Source organism: Streptomyces sp. NPDC005483 (genome assembly GCF_040606035.1).
GTDB lineage: Bacteria > Actinomycetota > Actinomycetes > Streptomycetales > Streptomycetaceae > Streptomyces.
This window is the reverse complement of sequence record NZ_JBEXEA010000003.1, coordinates 442,813-458,532: the sequence shown is the minus strand read 5'-3', so window position 1 is coordinate 458,532 and position 15,720 is coordinate 442,813. Positions and strand designations below refer to the sequence as shown.

Annotated in this window: 18 protein-coding genes; 17 read left to right on the top strand and 1 reads right to left on the bottom strand. The window is 68.6% G+C overall.

Translation table 11 applies throughout. The annotated features are described in order from the left end of the window. Nucleotides 1-34 precede the first annotated feature (34 nt). From ABZT06_RS08235 to ABZT06_RS08225, 3 genes are read left to right on the top strand one after another with little or no spacing between them, the layout of a single operon-like run. Nucleotides 35-994 carry a glycosyltransferase family 4 protein gene (locus ABZT06_RS08235; protein WP_355736637.1) on the top strand — a complete coding sequence of 320 codons (960 nt, stop codon included), beginning with the start codon at nucleotides 35-37 and terminating at the stop codon, nucleotides 992-994. 10 nt (nucleotides 995-1,004) lie between these two features. Beyond that, entirely contained in the window at nucleotides 1,005-1,421 is a 417-nt protein-coding gene (locus ABZT06_RS08230) for a hypothetical protein (protein WP_355736634.1), read from the top strand. Beyond that, nucleotides 1,422-1,784, top strand: a complete 363-nt coding sequence (locus tag ABZT06_RS08225; RefSeq protein WP_355736631.1) for a hypothetical protein — start codon at nucleotides 1,422-1,424, stop codon at nucleotides 1,782-1,784. Here ABZT06_RS08225 and ABZT06_RS08220 read toward each other — a convergent pair. Continuing rightward, nucleotides 1,781-2,101, bottom strand: a complete 321-nt coding sequence (locus tag ABZT06_RS08220) for a DUF4429 domain-containing protein (protein WP_355736628.1) — start codon at nucleotides 2,099-2,101, stop codon at nucleotides 1,781-1,783. The two genes, ABZT06_RS08225 and ABZT06_RS08220, sit on opposite strands and share 4 nt — an antisense overlap. A 35-nt stretch (nucleotides 2,102-2,136) precedes the next feature. Here ABZT06_RS08220 and ABZT06_RS08215 point away from each other — a divergent pair, with 35 nt between their 5' ends. From ABZT06_RS08215 to ABZT06_RS08150, 14 genes are all read left to right on the top strand, one after another. Next, the gene (locus tag ABZT06_RS08215; protein ID WP_355736625.1) at nucleotides 2,137-2,466 is read left to right on the top strand and encodes an HK97 gp10 family phage protein; all 330 of its coding nucleotides are present in this window, start codon (nucleotides 2,137-2,139) and stop codon (nucleotides 2,464-2,466) included. Further along, a complete protein-coding gene (locus ABZT06_RS08210) occupies nucleotides 2,463-2,855 on the top strand; it encodes a hypothetical protein (protein ID WP_355736623.1) in 393 nt (130 codons plus the stop codon). The genes ABZT06_RS08215 and ABZT06_RS08210 overlap by 4 nt, the downstream gene beginning before the upstream one ends. Nucleotides 2,856-2,926: 71 nt before the next feature. Next, entirely contained in the window at nucleotides 2,927-3,514 is a 588-nt protein-coding gene (locus tag ABZT06_RS08205) for a phage tail protein (RefSeq protein ID WP_355736620.1), read from the top strand. A 102-nt stretch (nucleotides 3,515-3,616) separates the two neighbouring features. After that, entirely contained in the window at nucleotides 3,617-4,024 is a 408-nt protein-coding gene (locus ABZT06_RS08200) for a hypothetical protein (RefSeq protein ID WP_355736617.1), read from the top strand. Between the two features lie 44 nt (nucleotides 4,025-4,068). Further along, nucleotides 4,069-4,434, top strand: a complete 366-nt coding sequence (locus ABZT06_RS08195) for a hypothetical protein (RefSeq protein ID WP_355736614.1) — start codon at nucleotides 4,069-4,071, stop codon at nucleotides 4,432-4,434. Nucleotides 4,435-4,456: 22 nt separating this feature from the next. After that, nucleotides 4,457-8,929 (top strand): hypothetical protein, encoded by a 4,473-nt coding sequence (locus ABZT06_RS08190; protein WP_355736611.1) that lies wholly within the window; start codon nucleotides 4,457-4,459, stop codon nucleotides 8,927-8,929. A 10-nt stretch (nucleotides 8,930-8,939) separates the two neighbouring features. Beyond that, on the top strand, nucleotides 8,940-11,171 hold the full coding sequence (locus ABZT06_RS08185) for a hypothetical protein (RefSeq protein ID WP_355736608.1): 2,232 nt from the start codon (nucleotides 8,940-8,942) through the stop codon (nucleotides 11,169-11,171). Between the two features lie 3 nt (nucleotides 11,172-11,174). Continuing rightward, complete coding sequence (locus tag ABZT06_RS08180) at nucleotides 11,175-12,266, top strand: DUF5047 domain-containing protein (protein WP_355736605.1); 1,092 nt, start codon at nucleotides 11,175-11,177, stop codon at nucleotides 12,264-12,266. Continuing rightward, nucleotides 12,263-12,874 carry a hypothetical protein gene (locus ABZT06_RS08175; protein WP_355736603.1) on the top strand — a complete coding sequence of 204 codons (612 nt, stop codon included), beginning with the start codon at nucleotides 12,263-12,265 and terminating at the stop codon, nucleotides 12,872-12,874. Before ABZT06_RS08180 ends, ABZT06_RS08175 begins: the two co-directional genes overlap by 4 nt. Before the next feature lie 12 nt (nucleotides 12,875-12,886). Continuing rightward, nucleotides 12,887-13,483, top strand: coding sequence for a hypothetical protein (locus tag ABZT06_RS08170; RefSeq protein WP_355736600.1), 597 nt, complete (start codon nucleotides 12,887-12,889; stop codon nucleotides 13,481-13,483). A 62-nt stretch (nucleotides 13,484-13,545) separates the two neighbouring features. Further along, entirely contained in the window at nucleotides 13,546-14,529 is a 984-nt protein-coding gene (locus ABZT06_RS08165) for a hypothetical protein (protein ID WP_355736598.1), read from the top strand. A 28-nt stretch (nucleotides 14,530-14,557) separates the two neighbouring features. Beyond that, on the top strand, nucleotides 14,558-14,941 hold the full coding sequence (locus ABZT06_RS08160) for a hypothetical protein (protein ID WP_355736595.1): 384 nt from the start codon (nucleotides 14,558-14,560) through the stop codon (nucleotides 14,939-14,941). Further along, entirely contained in the window at nucleotides 14,942-15,391 is a 450-nt protein-coding gene (locus ABZT06_RS08155) for a hypothetical protein (RefSeq protein ID WP_355736592.1), read from the top strand. Further along, complete coding sequence (locus ABZT06_RS08150) at nucleotides 15,388-15,717, top strand: hypothetical protein (RefSeq protein ID WP_355736589.1); 330 nt, start codon at nucleotides 15,388-15,390, stop codon at nucleotides 15,715-15,717. Before ABZT06_RS08155 ends, ABZT06_RS08150 begins: the two co-directional genes overlap by 4 nt. The last annotated feature ends 3 nt before the right edge of the window (nucleotides 15,718-15,720 follow it).

The window sequence follows — 15,720 nt, the reverse complement described above, 5'->3', positions numbered from 1 at the left end:
CAAGCCCCTGCAGATCGTCGCCAGGGTTCACGCCATGCCGCCGGAGCACAATGCGGGCGCCGAGCACATGCTCGTGTCGATGCTCCGCCCGCTGGTGGAACGCGGGCACGACGTGTCCGTGTGGCTGTCCCGCTACGGCAAGGCCAGCAAGGAGTACGAGTACCGCGGCATCAAGGTCATCCCCTTGGAGGCGCGCCTGGACTTCCCGACGGCGGTTCGTCGGGCGGATGTGCTGGTGGCGCATCTGGAGACGGTGCCGTCGACGGCGTCGCTGGCCCGCGGCTACGGCAAGCGGCTCGTGGTGGTGTGCCACAACACGCACCGGCCGACGTTCCGCGACATGGCTGCTGGCGGGACGTCGCTGGCGGTCTACAACAGCCAGTGGATGCAGGCGGAGGCGGAGCTGTTCTTCGCCGAGTACCCGAAGAGTATCCGCCCTGCCGACAGCCTGATCGTGCGTCCGCCGGTGGTCGCTGACGAGTATGCGACGAAGCCCGGCAAGGCCATCACGCTGATCAACTGCAACCCGGAGAAGGGCGGCAAGGTCCTGAAGGCCCTCGCCGAGCGGATGCCGGATCAGCAGTTCCTCGCCGTGAAGGGCGCCTACGGGGAGCAGATCCTCCCCGACCTGCCCAACGTCGAGATCGTCGAGCACGTGGACGGCGCCGACATGCGGGAGAAGGTGTACGCCCGCACGCGAGTGCTGCTGATGCCGTCGTCGTATGAGTCATGGGGCCGGGCCGGATGCGAGGCGCTCGCGAGCGGGATTCCCGTGGTCGCGCACCCCACCCCGGGGCTGTGCGAGTCGCTGGGTGAGGCCGGCATCTTCGTGGACCGCGAGGACGTGGCCGGCTACGAGGCGGTCCTGCGGAAGCTGGGCACCGCAGCCGAGTACCGGCTGGCCAGCAAGCGGGCCAAGGCCCGCAGTGTCGAGCTCAACCCAGCTGCAGATCTCGCCGCCTGGTGTCAGGCCGTGGAGGGCTCGACCGGATAGGAGGCGCGCGGTGGCGTTCATTCCTCCGACCGTCGAACAGCTCGGCCTGTACTTGGGGCTGGACGAGATCGACGGGGACCGTGCAGACCTGCTGATCACTACGGCGATTTCGCTGTGCCAGACCGTCGTGAAGCCGCTCCCTGAGGGTGCGGAGGCGGTGGTGCTGTCGGTGGCGGGCCGCGCGTATGTGAATCCGCAGCAGGTGTCCTACGAGACGATCGGCCCGATGTCGGTGCAGCGCCCGTCCGGTTCGGGCGGCCTGTATCTGACGAAGTCCGACAAGTCGGCGCTCAAGTCGCTGGCGGGCCGCGGCGGCGCGTTCACGGTGGATCCGACCCCCGCAGCTGCGGATCCTTCACCCACCTGGCCGGTCGATGAAACCGAGGGCTACGGCCTGGAGTACGAGCCGGGCTGGGGGTGGATTTGAGTGCCCGCCCCGTACCCGTTCGGGGAGACAGTGCGCATCCTCCGCACCGGCGCATCCCCGGGCCGGGATCCACGCGGGCAGCCGCTTCCTGGCCCCGACGAGTCGTTCGATCTGCCGGGCTGTGTCGTCACCCCGCGGGCGGAGACGCCCCAGGTGGGCGGCGCCGAGCAGCAGGCCCGGGACACGGTCATCGTCGGCTGGACCGTGTATGCCCCGGCTGGCAAGCCGCTGCGCACTACGGATCAGGTGATGGTGCGGGGCATGAAGTGCCAGATCACCGGCGAGCCCGGCGACTGGGGCCATTCCCCGTTCACCGGGACTCGTGGCGTCATCCAGTTCGCGGCCGACCGGGTGACCGGCTAACCGCGGGCCTGCTCGACGGCGGCGACCAGCTTCTCGGCTGCATCGTTGCTCTTGTACGGGATGGAGAGGGAGTGCGGGTCGCTGTACGGCGGTCGTCCTCCCTGCATGACGCCACTCTTCTCTCCGGCGGCCGTGCTGCCTGGAAGAAGGAACTGTACGTAGCCGTGGAACAGGCGGGTTGCCGGCTTGCGGTGGGTTCCGGTGACGTCCGCGGCTCGGAGGCGAACAGGGGCTGGCGGCTGGCCGACGGGTGTCTTGGTGATGGTGATCCATTCGCCGTCGAAGCTGATGCTGCCGAGTACGCCCTTGACGTCCATGTCCGCCCCCAGTGGTACGAGTTCGTGGAGGGGTTATGGCAGCACGGTTCAAGATGAAGCGCAAAGGTGTCGGCGAACTCCTGCGCTCACCGGGCATGCAGGCGGAGATGCTGCGCCGTGCGAAGGTCATTGAGGGTGTCGCGATCGCGCTCTCGCCGGTGGACGAGCGCAGCCCGGACCCTGGCCACTATCAGCGGTCGTGGTCGACGGACAGCACTCCCCGTGGCGGTCGTCGCCGGGACAGGGCGGTCGGCTACGTCCGCAACAGCGCCTACTACGCCCGCTGGGTGGAGTACGGCACCGAGAAGGTACCTGCGCACCATGTGCTGCTTCGCGCGGCGGCGTTGGGCGGTCGGAACCAGTGACGGCGATCGTCGACATCGAGGCCGAGCTGATTCCCCGCGCCCAGGCCGTGTGGCCGGACGCGGTGGTGCGCGATGAGCTCGACAACAACCTGCTGAACGAGCTGCCGACGATCCAGTTCGAGCAGATCCCCGCAGGCAGCGACGACGGAATGCGGCTGGCCCGCATGCTCGTCGACATGAACGTGTACGCCGCTACCAGGGCGGCTGCGTTCACTCTGGCCCGTGAGGTGCACGACTGGATCACCAGTGTGCTGCGTGGTTCGACGACCGCCACGGTGGTGATCGGCCGCACCGGCTGCCTCTCTCTGCCTGCCGTGCGGGACTACGAGAACACCGCCCTTCGTCGCGTCGGCGGCACCTACGAGTTCTTCTGTCACCCGGTTTCCTGACCGGCTTTGGGCCCGCGCCGGACCCCTTCAACACCCGCCCGTGCGCGGGCTTTCGCATGTCTGGAGACATCATGGTCAACATCACCCGCGCCGCGGACCTCGCCCTGGTGGGAGCGAACGGTGGGGGATGGGTGGCGCCGGTCGGTTCGACGGCACCTGCCGATCCTCGCAACCAGCCGGCGTCGCCGTGGGCGCCGCTCGGCGCCATCTCGGACGACGGCCTGACCTACGGTTTCGACGAGGATTCGCAGGAGTTCACTCCGTGGGGCCTCACCAGCCCGTTCCGCACGCAGATCACCAAGTCGGTTCGCACGTTCGGGCTGACGGTGTGGGAGACGTCGCGGGTGGCGGTGCAGTCGCTGCAGTACCGGCTGGACGCCGCCGATCTGGTCCCGGACGGCGACGGGCTCACGAAGTACGCGGAGACGGCGTCGCCGGTGCCGGACCGCAGGGCGTTCTGGTTCCTGGTGATCGACGGGGACGCCTACAAGGGCTTCTACGTCCCGCAGGGCGAGATCAACGACCGTTCCGACGTCAGCTTCAAGCAGGACGAAATGTCCGGCTACGAGTGGACGATCACGACCTACCCGGACGAGTCCGGGAACACGGTCTACCACGTCGACAAGATCCCTGTAACGCCCGCCTACAGCGGGTCCTGAGCTGGTGGACGGGCCGTAGGCACTTGCGGGTGCCCCGTTGGCGCGGGCCCGGCCCGTCCACCTTCACCATCTGCCCGCGCCGAGAGATAGGGAGCCCGCGCCATGCCGAGCACCAGCAGCAGGAAGCCGGGGGCGGCACGCGCCGCAACCCGGACCGCCACCACCCGCCGCAAGACCCAGCCGGATGAGGAGCCGGAGGTCACCGCGGCCGAAGCGCAGGAGACCGAGGCGGTCAGCAACTATGTGACCGCCATCCTGTGCGACGAGGAGATCCGCATCATCCCGCCGGGCGCCTGGCGGCAGTCGTGGCAGCGCCTGGCCGCACAAGGACAGATCGACGCGTTCGCGCAGATCGTGATCCATCCGGACGACTACGACATCTACCTGGACGTCGACCCGACGAACGAGGAGTGGGGCGAGTTCGTTCAGGACGCCGCCGACCGGGCCGGTGAGTCCCTGGGAAACTCGCGTGGACCCGCGCTGTCGTCGAGGAGCACGCGGAGGCGCTAGAAGCCGACCTGCTGCGCTACTACAACGGCGTTGATCTGCTGGACGTGCACCGCGGGCAGATGTCGTGGCGGCGGCTGCGGGTCCTCATCCAGCAGCTGCCGCCCGAGTCGGCCACCTGGACTGCCCTGCGTAACGCCATGCCGGAAGAGGAGCTGGCGGAGCAGAGCGAGAAGGGTGAGCCGGAGAAGGGCCGCTGGTCGCAGGCCGAGCAGCTCTTGGCGATGGTCGCCGACCGGGTAGCCCGCCTTGAGTACGTCCTGCTGTGCGTCAACACCGAGCAGAAGTCGAAGAGGCCGAGACCCCCGGAGCCGATCCGGCGGCCCGGCGCGAAAGCGCTCCGCCCGAAGCAGCACATGTCCGACGCGCAGGCCAACCACCTGTTCACGCTGATCAACGGGGGCGCCGCGTAGGGGCGCCGGGAGGAGGCTCCCGGTGCCTGCTATCTCTGTCGGTTCGGTCGAAGTTGATGTTCTGCCCAACGCATCCGGCATCGAAGGCCGCCTCCGCGCGGCTCTGGTGCCTCCGGCGTCGCAGATCGGTGACGAGGTCGGCCGGATCATCGGCCGGCAGATCGTCCAGCACATGACGCCTGCGATCACGCAGGGCATCAACAACGGCGCGAAGGCTGCTCGTCCGGCGGCAGTCCGGCAGGGCGACGAGACGGCGGGTGCGTTCTCCCGTTCACTGAAGGCCCGGCTGGAGGCGGCGTTCCGGTCACTCCCGAAGGCCAATGTCACGTTGTCGACGACCGGCTTCGACGCCGACATGGCTCGCCTGCGCGCCCGTCTGGAGACCCTGTCGGGTAAGCGGATCGGCATCGACGTCGATGCGGCGACCGCGCTCGCGGAGATCACCGATATTGAGGCTCGTCTGACGCGACTCGGCGCCCAGCACCCGAACGTGCAGGTGCGCGCCGACACGGCACGGGCGTTGGCTGAGCTGGCCGCGCTGCGCGCCGAGGTCGATGCCGTCGACGGCAAGAATGTCGACATCGACGCGAGCGCGGCAACAGCCAGCATCAACGGTCTCGTCTTCGCGGCGATCGCGCTGGGGCCAGCGATCCTGCCGGTCCTGCCGGTGATCGCTGCGGGGCTTGGTGCTGTCGCCGCCGCAGGCACCGCAGCCGCTGCAGGCGTCGGCGCGATAGCCCTGGTGGCCGTGCCTGCGTTCAAGCAGATCAGTGGCGTGCTGCAGGCGCAGAAGGCGGCCCAGGACGCGGCGGCGAACTCCACGCTGCGGGGTGCGCAGGCGAACGGGGCGGGTGCTTCGAAGGCCATTCAGATGGCGGGGGCGCAGCAGGCTTTGGCGACGGCCCGCCGGAACGCGGCCCGTCAGATTGCTGACGCCGAACGCGGCGTGAGTGACGCGGTGCGGCAAGCGGCGCAGGCGAACGCGCAGGCCGCCGCACAGGTGAAGCAGGCCCGGCAGTCGCTGTCGGACGCCTACGTCCAGGCCGCGGACCGCATGGGGCAGGCCAACGAGCAGGTCGTGCAGGCGGAACGCGACCTGGCCGCAGCACAGAAGTCCGCCCGTCAAGCTCAGCTGGATCTGACGGCGGCCCGCAAGGAAGCCTCCCGCCAACTCCAGGACATGAACAACCAGCTGGTCGACTCGCAGCTCGGCGTGCGGGATGCCGAACTGCGGGTGGCTGAGGCGCGACAGAACCTCAACGCGGTGAACGCCGCCGGGTCGAAGGCGACCGCATTGCAGCGGCAGCAGGCTCAGCTGCAGTTCGACGAGGCCAAGCAGCACCTGAAGGAGCAGCAGCTTGAGGCCCAGCGTCTCAAGTCCGATACGGCGGCGGCGAACAAGGCCGGCGTCGAGGGCAGCGACACCGTCAAGAGCGCCCAGGAGCGGCTCGCTGCCGCCCAGCAGGGGGTTGTCGATAAGACGACTGCGTTGAAGAAGGCGCAGGATAACGTCGCGAAGACGCAGATCGAGAACACCAGGGCGATCGCGGATGCTCAGCAGAAGCTGTCCGAGGCGCAGAAGAACGTCTCTGAGGCGCAGCGGCAGGGCGCCGAGAACATTGCCCGCGCCCAGGAGCGTGTCGTGCAGGCCCAGCAGTCCGGGGCTGATTCGATCGCCTCGGCGCAGCGGCAGATTGCCTCCGCGTCGCAGTCGGCGGCTGGGGGCATCGATCAGGCTGCGATCGCGCAGGCCAAGTACCAGGCCGCGCTGGCGAAGCTGACACCGTCGGCCAGGGCCACTCTGAACGCTTTCATCGATCTGCGGACGGCGTTCTCGGCCTGGTCGAGGGCGCTGCAGCCTGCCGTCATGCCCATTTTCACCCGGGCGCTGAACGGGCTGAAGAACAGCCTGCCGAGCCTCACCCCGTTCGTGCTGGCCGCGGCCAAGGCGATCGGTGACCTGCAGGATCGTGCATCGCGGGGCTTCAAATCGCCGTGGTGGCGGCAGTTCAAGACGGAGCTGGCTGGCTCGGTTGGCCCCGCGATCACTGGCCTGGGTGTGTCCTTCGGTCGGATCTTTAAGGGCATGGTCGGCATCATCGACGCCTTCCTGCCGCACATGGACTCGATCTCGACGCGCATGCAGCGGATCACGGGCCGTTTCGCCAACTGGGGCACCAGCCTGAAGGGTTCTCCGGCGTTCGAGAAGTTCTTGGACTACTCGGCGCGGCAGGGACCGATCGTCGCCGACGCCCTGGGCAAGGTGTTCAGCGCGTTTTTCGATGTCGGCAAGGCCATGTCGCCGATCGGCACGGTGCTGCTGAAGGTGCTTGGTGGTCTGGCGGAGGCAATCAGCATCATTGCCGCGAATGCGCCGTGGCTGGTGCAGGGTATCTACGCCGCCTATGTGGCGACGAAGCTGTGGACGATCGCCGTGTGGGCGTTCAACGCGGCGATGGCCGCCAACCCGATCACGCTGATCATCATCGGGATCGTCGCGCTGACTGCAGCGGTCATCTACGCCTACAACAAGTTCGGCTGGTTCCGGACCGCGGTGCAGGCCACCTGGGCGGCGATCCAGACGGCCGCCCTGTGGGCGTGGAACAACGTCCTCAAGCCCGTCTTCATGCAACTCTGGACCGGGCTGCAGCAGCTCGGCCGGGCCGCGATGTGGCTGTGGACGAACGCCATCAAGCCTGCCTGGGATGCGATTTCGCTGGCGGCCCGGATCCTGCTGACTGCGATCGTCGTCGCCGTCATCCTGCCGATAATCGTCGCGTTCAAGATTTTCGGGGCGATCGCGGGCTGGCTGTGGCGGAGCGCGATCAAGCCCGCGTTCGAGGCGATCGCGGCACTCGCCGTATGGCTCTACAGGAACGTACTGAAGCCGCAGTTCGACGCGATGGCCGCCGTGTTCCAGGCGGTCGCGAGGGTCGGCGTGTGGCTGTGGAAGAACGTCCTCGGCCCCAACTTCCGGGCCATCGGTGACGCCGCGAAACTCCTGTACACGGGCGCGATCAAGCCCGCGTTCGGGTGGATCGCCGACCGGGCGACCTGGCTGTGGTCGAAGGGCGTGAAGCCGCAGTTCGACCTGCTCAAAGCGGGCGTCAAGGCTGTCGGTGACGCGTTCAGGGCGGCGAAGGACTACATCGGCGAGCAGTGGTCGAAGGTCCGTGACCTGGCCCGCAAGCCGGTCCAGTACATCGTGGACGTCGTCTACAACAACGGCATCCGCGGCGTCTGGAACAAGGTCGCGAGCGCCTTCGGGGCGCCGCAGTTGCCGAAGTTCAAGTTCGCGTCCGGCGGCATCATGCCCGGCTACACACCGGGCCGTGACGTGCACCGGTTCGTGTCACCGACCGGCGGCCAGCTGGAGCTGTCGGGCGGCGAGGCCATCATGCGGCCCGAGTTCACCCGCGCGGTGGGCTCCGGGTTCGTCGGCCAGATGAACTCCCTGGCCAAGTCACGCGGCTCCGACGGCGTGAAGGCGGCCCTGGCGCCCCTCCTGGGCGGCAACCCGCACACCCCGACGGACACCTCCCTGCGCTACGCCAACGGCGGCATCACGCAGAAGTTCGCGGACGGCGGGATCTTCGGCTGGATCGGCAAGGCCGCCTCCGCCACCCTCGGTGCCGGTACGGCGGCCTGGAACGGCATCAAGAAGGGCGCGTCCTGGCTCGGCGACACCCTGGAAGGGTCGGCGAAGGCGGGCGTGAAGACCGTCGTCAACCCGCTGCTCAGCGCCTTCCCCGGCATGGACACCGGCTTCGGCAGACTGCTCCGCAAGATGCCGGACCGGATCATCGACGCCCTGTTCGGCTACAGCAAGGAGGCCGACAAAAAGGGCGCCGGAGGAGTCGGCGGGCCGCGGATCTCCGCGGCACTGAAGTGGGCGAAGAGCCAGAACGGGCTGCCCTACCAGTGGGCGGGCAACGGCAACCCGTCCTGGGACTGCTCCGGGTTCATGTCGGCGATCGAGTCCGTCATCCGAGGCCAGAAGCCGCACAGGCGGTGGGCGACGATGGCGTTCTCAGGCAAGACGGCGCCTCCCGGCTGGGTCTACCACGGCAACTCGCCGTTCCGTATCGGCATCACGAATGCCGGTGTCGGTCACACGGCGGGAACGCTCGGCAAGACCAACGTCGAGTCCAGCGGAGGCCGCGGCGTCCACTACGGCCCGACCGCCCGCGGATACAACGACTCCCTGTTCACCAGCTGGTACGGGTTCAAGCCGGGGTCCTACGACTCCGGCGGATACCTGCAGCCCGGCATGAACCTCGCGTTCAACGGGACCGGCAGGCCGGAGCCCGTGTTCACCACGGCGCAGGCCAACGCGCTCACGTCGATGGCAGCACGCGGCACATCGGGTCCGGCCAGCTTCGAAGGCAGCCTCTACCTCGACTCCGGCGAGTTCCTCGGCCGGGTCCGCGGCGAGGCAACCACGGTCATGCAGCAGGGCCAGCAGCAGCTGATCAGCGCACTCAACGCGAGCTGAGGAGGTTCTCTTGGCGATCCCGGGCAACCTCCTCAGCTCAACGACGGAGACCATCGACCCGAACACATCCGGGTGGACACCCAAGCTGAACTGCACGATCGGCCTGGGCGTGGGCGGCAGGACCGGCGGTGGCGGCTGCCTGTCCGTCCGGTCGGTGGCGGCGGGGGAGATGCAGGCCCGCACCGTCTCCTCCTATCCGGTCACCGCAGGCACCGTCTACTACGCGTTCTCCGACACCGCCGGTGTGGTGGGGGAGCGGATCGGGATCCGGTGGCTCAACAGCAGCGGCACCGAAATCAGCATCACCTGGTCGCTGACGACGATGGCGTCCTCGTCGGGCTGGCACCGTGTCAGCGTCGCCGGGGCCGCCCCCGCAGGCACCGTCACCGCCCAGGTGCTGCTGTCGTCGACCGAGGTCGGCGTCACGGTCTCCCACTACTGGGAGAACGTCTACCTGGGCTTGCCGCTGCGCACGACGGGCAACCTGCTGCCGTTCAACACCGAGTCCACCGAGGTCGACGCCTCGGGCTGGGCGGCCGTCGTCAACGCCACCGTCACCCGCCAGGTGCCTGTGATGAACTGGGCGGTCACCAACTACCTGGCCGGCGGCCACACGCTGGCGGTGACGGCGGTAGCGGCCGGCAACGCTTCGGTGCTGGCGGTGGACCACCCGACGGTGACGCCCGGCGTGGAGTATCTGGCCTACGCCTACCTGCAGCCGCCCGTGCTCACCTCGCAGGCATGGATTGAGCTGCGCTTCTACGACGCCGTCGGCAACCAGGTCGGCGTTCAGCGCTCGACGCTGGCACCTCCGGCGACGACGGGCATGTACCGGCAGCGGGCCTCCATGGTCGCCCCGGCGAACGCGGCCACCTGCTCGGTGGCTGCCGGCCTGGACAGTGCGTCGGCCGGGCAGGTGCTGCGCCTGGAAACCGTGGTGGTGGTGACGGCGCCGTCGCTGCAGGCCGGCTCGGTGCTGCCGTATGCGGACGCCTCGTTCGAGCAGGGTGTCGCCGGGTGGGCAACCACTACGGGTGTCGCAACCCTGGCCCGCACAACGCCGTGGGGCAGCAGCTTCTTCGACGGCGCCTACGCCCTGGCCATCACCTCGGCGACCGCGACCGCATCAACGATCCGCTCCGCCAAGTTCCCGGTCACGGCAGGCGTGAACTGGCGGGCGCAGGCGATTGCCCACCCGGCGGCCGGATCGTGGTCGAGCGTCCTGGTGCGGGTCCGCTGGTACAACGCCTCCAACGTCGACCTCGGTGCCTCCACCGGCAACGCCTACACGCTTCCCGGCTCGTCCTGGTATGCGCTGGCATCGGATGCCACCGCGCCGGCAGGCGCCACGCAGGCGGCGATGGAATTGGTGGCGACCGCATCGGCGATCAACTCGGTGCTGCACATCGACCAGATCGCACTCTGGCAGGTGCTGCCACTCACTGCGGTCGAGGCCCTCGACGACGACGGCTACATCGTGCTGACGCTGCGGGAGCTCCCCGTCGACGACTACACGATCACCATCTACCGGGTTGGCCAGGACGGCTCCCGGACTCTCGTGCGGGGCGCGTCGGGGCTGATCGACCGGCAGCTCATCACCTCCGATCTGCTCATCGCCCAGGATCATGAGGCGCCGATCGGGGTGCCGGTCTACTACCGCGTCGAGATCCGAAGCACCGACGACACCGTCAACGCCGTGCGCACCTCGGCCAGCGTCACGATCACGCTGGCCGACATCAACGAAGCCTGGCTGAAGGATCCCGGGAACCCGCAGCGCAACCTCAAGGTGGTGGTGCAGCAGGCCCCCGACTGGACGCGGCCCATCGACCAGGCCGCGTTCGTGGTCCGGGGGCGCCGCAACAAGGTGGTGCTGTCCGGGATGCGGCAGGGCCTGGAAGGCGACCTTGCCGTCTGGACCCGCAGCGACGCCGAACGGCAAAGCCTCCACCTGCTGCTCAACTCCGGCAACACCCTGCTGTGGCAGGCCAACCCGGGCATGGGCGTCGACGACATGTACGTCAACGTCGGCCAGATAGCGGAAGCCCGCACCGGGAAACTCGCGCAGGACGTGTGGCGGGCCTGGACGCTCCCGCTGACCGAAGCCGACCTGCCGGCGACGACCGGCATGAACGGGCCTGCCGGCCGCACCTGGCAGGACATTCTCACCGAGTTCAACACCTGGCAGGACGTCCGGGACACCTTTGCCACCTGGGAAGACGTGCTGCTGAACCGGCGGGGGTGAGGCGTGTATCCCGTCTCCGACCGGTTCCTGGCCCGCCTCGCCGAATCCCACACCCCGGTCACGCTGGTGCAGCTGTTCCTCACCGACGGCCGCGTCATCGAGGTGCCGCATACGGGCGGCAGTGTGACCGTGGACCGGGGGCAGGCGAACCGGCGCACCTGCACCGTCACCGTCGCCGACGTGACACTGATCCCACACACCCCCGCCGATCAGCTCGCCACCTATGGGGCCCGGCTGAGGATCAGCCGCGGCGTCGACTACGGCGACGGCAGCCAGGAACTGGTGCCGCTGGGCGTGTTCCGTCTCGACAGCGTCGACGGAGACGTCACCCAAGGCCCGGTGACGCTGCAGGGCAAAGACCTCTCTGCGATCATCGCCGATGACAAGTTCACGGCCCCATACCGGGCTACCGGCACCGTGGCCAGCGCGATCGCCGCGCTGATCCAGCGCAGCATTCCCGGCGCCGACGTCGTCAGCACCGTCGCCTCCACCACCATCGGCACCCGCGTCTACGACGTCGAAGCCGACCCGTGGACCGGCGTGCAGGAGATCGCCGCAGCAGCCGGTGCGGAGTGCTATGTCACCGCCGACGGCACCTTCACCATCAGCACCCTGCCCGACCTGCTGACGACGGAGCCGGTATGGGCGATCGAAGCCACTGAGGGCGGCGTCTACATCAAGGCCACCCGCGGCATGTCCAGCGACGGCGTCTACAACGGGGTCCAGGCCCGCGGGGAGAACACCTCCGACAACGTCGCCCCGGTCTCCTCTCTCGTCGTCGACAACGACCCGAACTCCCCGACGTACTGGTCGGGGCCTTACGGGCGGAGGCCCTTCTTCTACAGCTCGTCGACTCTGGTCACCACGGCGCAGTGCCTGCAGGCGGCGACGCTCAAGCTGGCCCAGCTCAAAGCCCCGAACGCTTCCGGGGACGTGTCATCCCTGCCCAACCCGGCCCTGGAGCCGGGCGACGTGCTGCGGATCATGCACGAAGACGGCAGCCGCGAACTTCACCAGGTCGCCTCCTTCTCCGTGCCCCTCGACAACGGCGGCGAATTTCCCATCGCCACCATCTCCGCCAAGGAGGACGCGTGAGCGACAAGTCGACGCTCGCCGTCAACCGGAACCTGGTTGCCGCAGTCGCACGCAAAGCGCAGCGAGTCGGCGAAGCAGCCCCATCGGTGCGCGGCTCCGACTGGCGGCTCGCCGTGGTCACCGCCGACAACGGCGACGGCACTGTTGCAGCCGACGGCATCCCCAACATTCGCTGCATGGAGTCCTACGTGCTGCCCGCGGTCGGCGACGTCATCGTCATCGACCAGTCCAGCTCAGGGAACTGGCTGGCCTGGGGGCGCGCCGCCACCACACCGCAGACGTGGACGGCCCTCACCCTCGCCTCCGGCTTCCAAAACCCCGGCCACGGCTACACCGCCGCATACCTGCGCGAGGGCCGCCGGATCTGGCTGCGGGGACGCATCGGCCCCACCTCCGGGTCGATCGCCGACGGCGCCACCCTGCTCACCCTGCCTGCCGCAATCCGGCCCGAAGGCGCAACAGCCGTCTCCTGGGCGGTCAGCCGCGACGCCGCAGTCCTGCCGGCCACGATCCGCCTGGAAATCCTCACCACCGGCGTGATCAGAACCTTCCAGTCCTCCAACCTGCCGACCTGGATCGCACTGGACGGCATCTCATACACGACCTAGAAGGGATGCCTTGTGCCGACCACGGACGACTACGGGCAGGGCGTCAACATCGCGTCCCTGACGGACGCCCCGGACGCGAACAAGCTCGCCAAAGACCTCGCCAACGCGATCGCGCCCCGCTCGGTGATGCGGTTCGCGTCCGCATCAGCCCGCGGCGCCGCCCTCTCCGGGACAACCGCGCCCGTGGAGGGCATGGCCACCTACCTGATGGATGTGAACCGGCTGGAGGTGTACGACGGCTCGGCCTGGATGACCCCACTGCAGTCCCTGTCGAGCACCAACAGCGGCCTGTCGGCTGCCTCCGGGTTCGCGGTCGTCGATTTCGCCGGCTACCGGGAGGGCCGCGTCACCGCCATCGACGCGTTCCTGACGCGCACCGGGGCCACCATCAACGAATCAGGCGGCAACATCGCCGACACCGTGTGCTGCACCCTCCCGTCCGGCTGGCGGCCCACGCACCAGACCATCAACGGCTCCTGGGACTCGGGTGTCGCGGGCGGCGGGTTCGTTGTCGGCACCGACGGCATCTGCACGCTGCGCTCCGCCACCGGCGACATCAGCAACAACTCGAACCTGCGCCTGCACGTCGTCTTCATCAAGACCACCTGACCTGCCGCATCCCCGCCCGCGCCCCGGTAGGGGCCTTTTTCATGCCCAGAGAGGGGCCCACCTTGCCTACTGGCCCGCAGCGCTATCCGGGCGCCAGCACCACAGCCTGGCATCAGGCGAAGTGGGGCGGCGACCTCATGGAAGTCAACGTCTGCGTCCTTCACACGACGGAAGGCGTCGGCCTGCCCAGCTACGACGGCGGTTCAATGGCGCCGAACCTGACGGCCGTCGCCGACTTTGCCGCCCAACGCCTCAAGTGGTACCAGCACTTCGACATCGACCGCTCATCCCGCGCCCTGCAGAACCTCGCCGGCGGCGTACAGACGAACACGCTCAACGTGACGCAGGTAGAGCTGGATGGCACATGCGACTACTCCAAGCGCCAGACCTGGGGCAGTCGGGTCGCGGGCAAGGACTACATCTACTGGGGTAATCCGCCGGACTGGGCGCTGCGGGATCTCGCCGGCTTCCTGCGCTGGCTCAACGCCAACCACAAGGTGCCGTTGACCGGTCCGGCGATGTGGCTGACGTATGGGCCGGACGCGCGCCGCCCCGGAATCACCCCCGCCTCCTACGGGGCCTCCCCGGCCCGCATGCCCTTCGCCCAGTGGAACGCCTTCAACGGCATCTGCGGTCACGAGCACGTGCCGGAGAACGACCACGGCGACCCGGGCAGCCTGCCGTTCACCAAGCTCATTGCCCTCGCCAAGGGCACGACAGTCCCCCAGGAGGACGACGTGGCGCTCACCGACGCCGACATCGACAAGATCGCCACTGCTGCGGCGAAGAAGACCCTCACCCTCGACGGGGTCATCAAGTCCGACACGGACAGCCCCGACAACCCGTTCGTGTCGCTGGCCACGGTCACACGCAACGCGGCCGTCGTCGTGCGCCGCGTCGAGAAGAAGGTCGACGTCCTGCCCGCGGTCGAGCTCACCGACGTACAGATCGCCACGCTCGCCTCCGCGGTCGCCGCGAACCCGGCCCTCGCCGAGCAGATCGCGGAGAAGGTCGCCGTCAAGCTCGCCGAACGCCTCGCCAACTGAGCGCACCACCAAGCAGAAAGAGATCATCATGAGAGTGTTCGGACGGGAACCTGTGTACATCCTTGGCGCGATCGCGATCGCCCTGAAGCTGGCCGCGGCCTACGGCCTCGACGTGTCCGGCGACCAGCAGGCCCTCATCAACACCGTGCTGTCCTGCATCGTCGCGGTCGCCTCCGCCATCGTCCTGCGCAACGGAGCGCTCGGCGCCGCCATCCTGCAGCTCGCCTCCGCCGGCCTGGCCCTGTTCATCGGCTTCGGCCTCGACCTGTCCGCGGAGCAGCAGGCCGGATGGATGTCGCTCGTCGCCGCGGTCCTCGCCCTCTTCGAGCACCGCGAGGTCACCGCCCCCGTGCCGGCCGTGCCGCTCGAACAGTCCAGCCCGGTCAAGGCGTCCCCGGTTCAGGGAGTCTGAATGCCGCGCCGGGCGGCCCGCTGGTTCAGCGGGCACCTCGGCCGCCGCGGACCATTCCTCATCTTCATGGGGATCGGCAAGATCTGCTTCGGCGCCTCGTTCATCTTCGAGCCGCCGCCCATCACGCTGGGACTCGGCATGCTGACCCGGTGGGCGCCGGTCCACTGCTGGGCGTGGCTGTGGATCGTTTGCGGCGCCGCCACCTTTTCGTCCGCCTGGCTGCGCTTCGGCCGGGACGGCTGGGGGTTCGTCACCGCGAGTGTTCCGCCCGCGTTCTGGGCGTTCACCTACGGCTGGGCGGGGATCCTCGGCGACTACCCGCGCGGGTTGTGGCTGTTCGGCTGGTACATCACATCGCACTGCGGGGTCATCTGGTGCGCATCACGAGTCCCGCCTGATGCCGGAACACCCCGGACCCTCGGCCAGGCGGCTGAGGGGAGACCCGGGTGAACGGAATCTGGGGCATCATCGGGGCGGGCATCACCCTGATCGGCGTCGGTGTGACCGGCTGGTTCACCTACCGGGGCACCCGCACAGCGGCAGCAATCCAGGCTGCACCCGCCGCGAAGGCGCAGGAGTTCGCCGTCCTGGAAGCCACCGTGAAGCGAGTCGACGAGGAGAACAAGTCGCTCCGGGATCGCGTCGTCCGCATGGAGTCGGTCCTGCGGGCGTTCGCCCGGACCGCCGACCGGTGGTCCCGCCAGATGTACCGGGCGGGCATAGACCCTGAACCAGCTGAACCTCTGGTGGACGAGTACAACCGAACTGGAGTGTGATTC

What these genes read in the sequence shown, in the direction of transcription:
- ABZT06_RS08220 (WP_355736628.1), bottom strand. Translation starts at nt 2,101, where the DNA reads ATGGACGTCAAGGGCGTACTCGGCAGCATCAGCTTCGACGGCGAATGG.
- ABZT06_RS08200 (WP_355736617.1), top strand. Translation starts at nt 3,617, where the DNA reads ATGCCGAGCACCAGCAGCAGGAAGCCGGGGGCGGCACGCGCCGCAACC.
- ABZT06_RS08155 (WP_355736592.1), top strand. Translation starts at nt 14,942, where the DNA reads ATGCCGCGCCGGGCGGCCCGCTGGTTCAGCGGGCACCTCGGCCGCCGC.
- ABZT06_RS08235 (WP_355736637.1), top strand. Translation starts at nt 35, where the DNA reads ATGCCGCCGGAGCACAATGCGGGCGCCGAGCACATGCTCGTGTCGATG.
- ABZT06_RS08205 (WP_355736620.1), top strand. Translation starts at nt 2,927, where the DNA reads ATGGTCAACATCACCCGCGCCGCGGACCTCGCCCTGGTGGGAGCGAAC.
- ABZT06_RS08160 (WP_355736595.1), top strand. Translation starts at nt 14,558, where the DNA reads ATGAGAGTGTTCGGACGGGAACCTGTGTACATCCTTGGCGCGATCGCG.
- ABZT06_RS08215 (WP_355736625.1), top strand. Translation starts at nt 2,137, where the DNA reads ATGGCAGCACGGTTCAAGATGAAGCGCAAAGGTGTCGGCGAACTCCTG.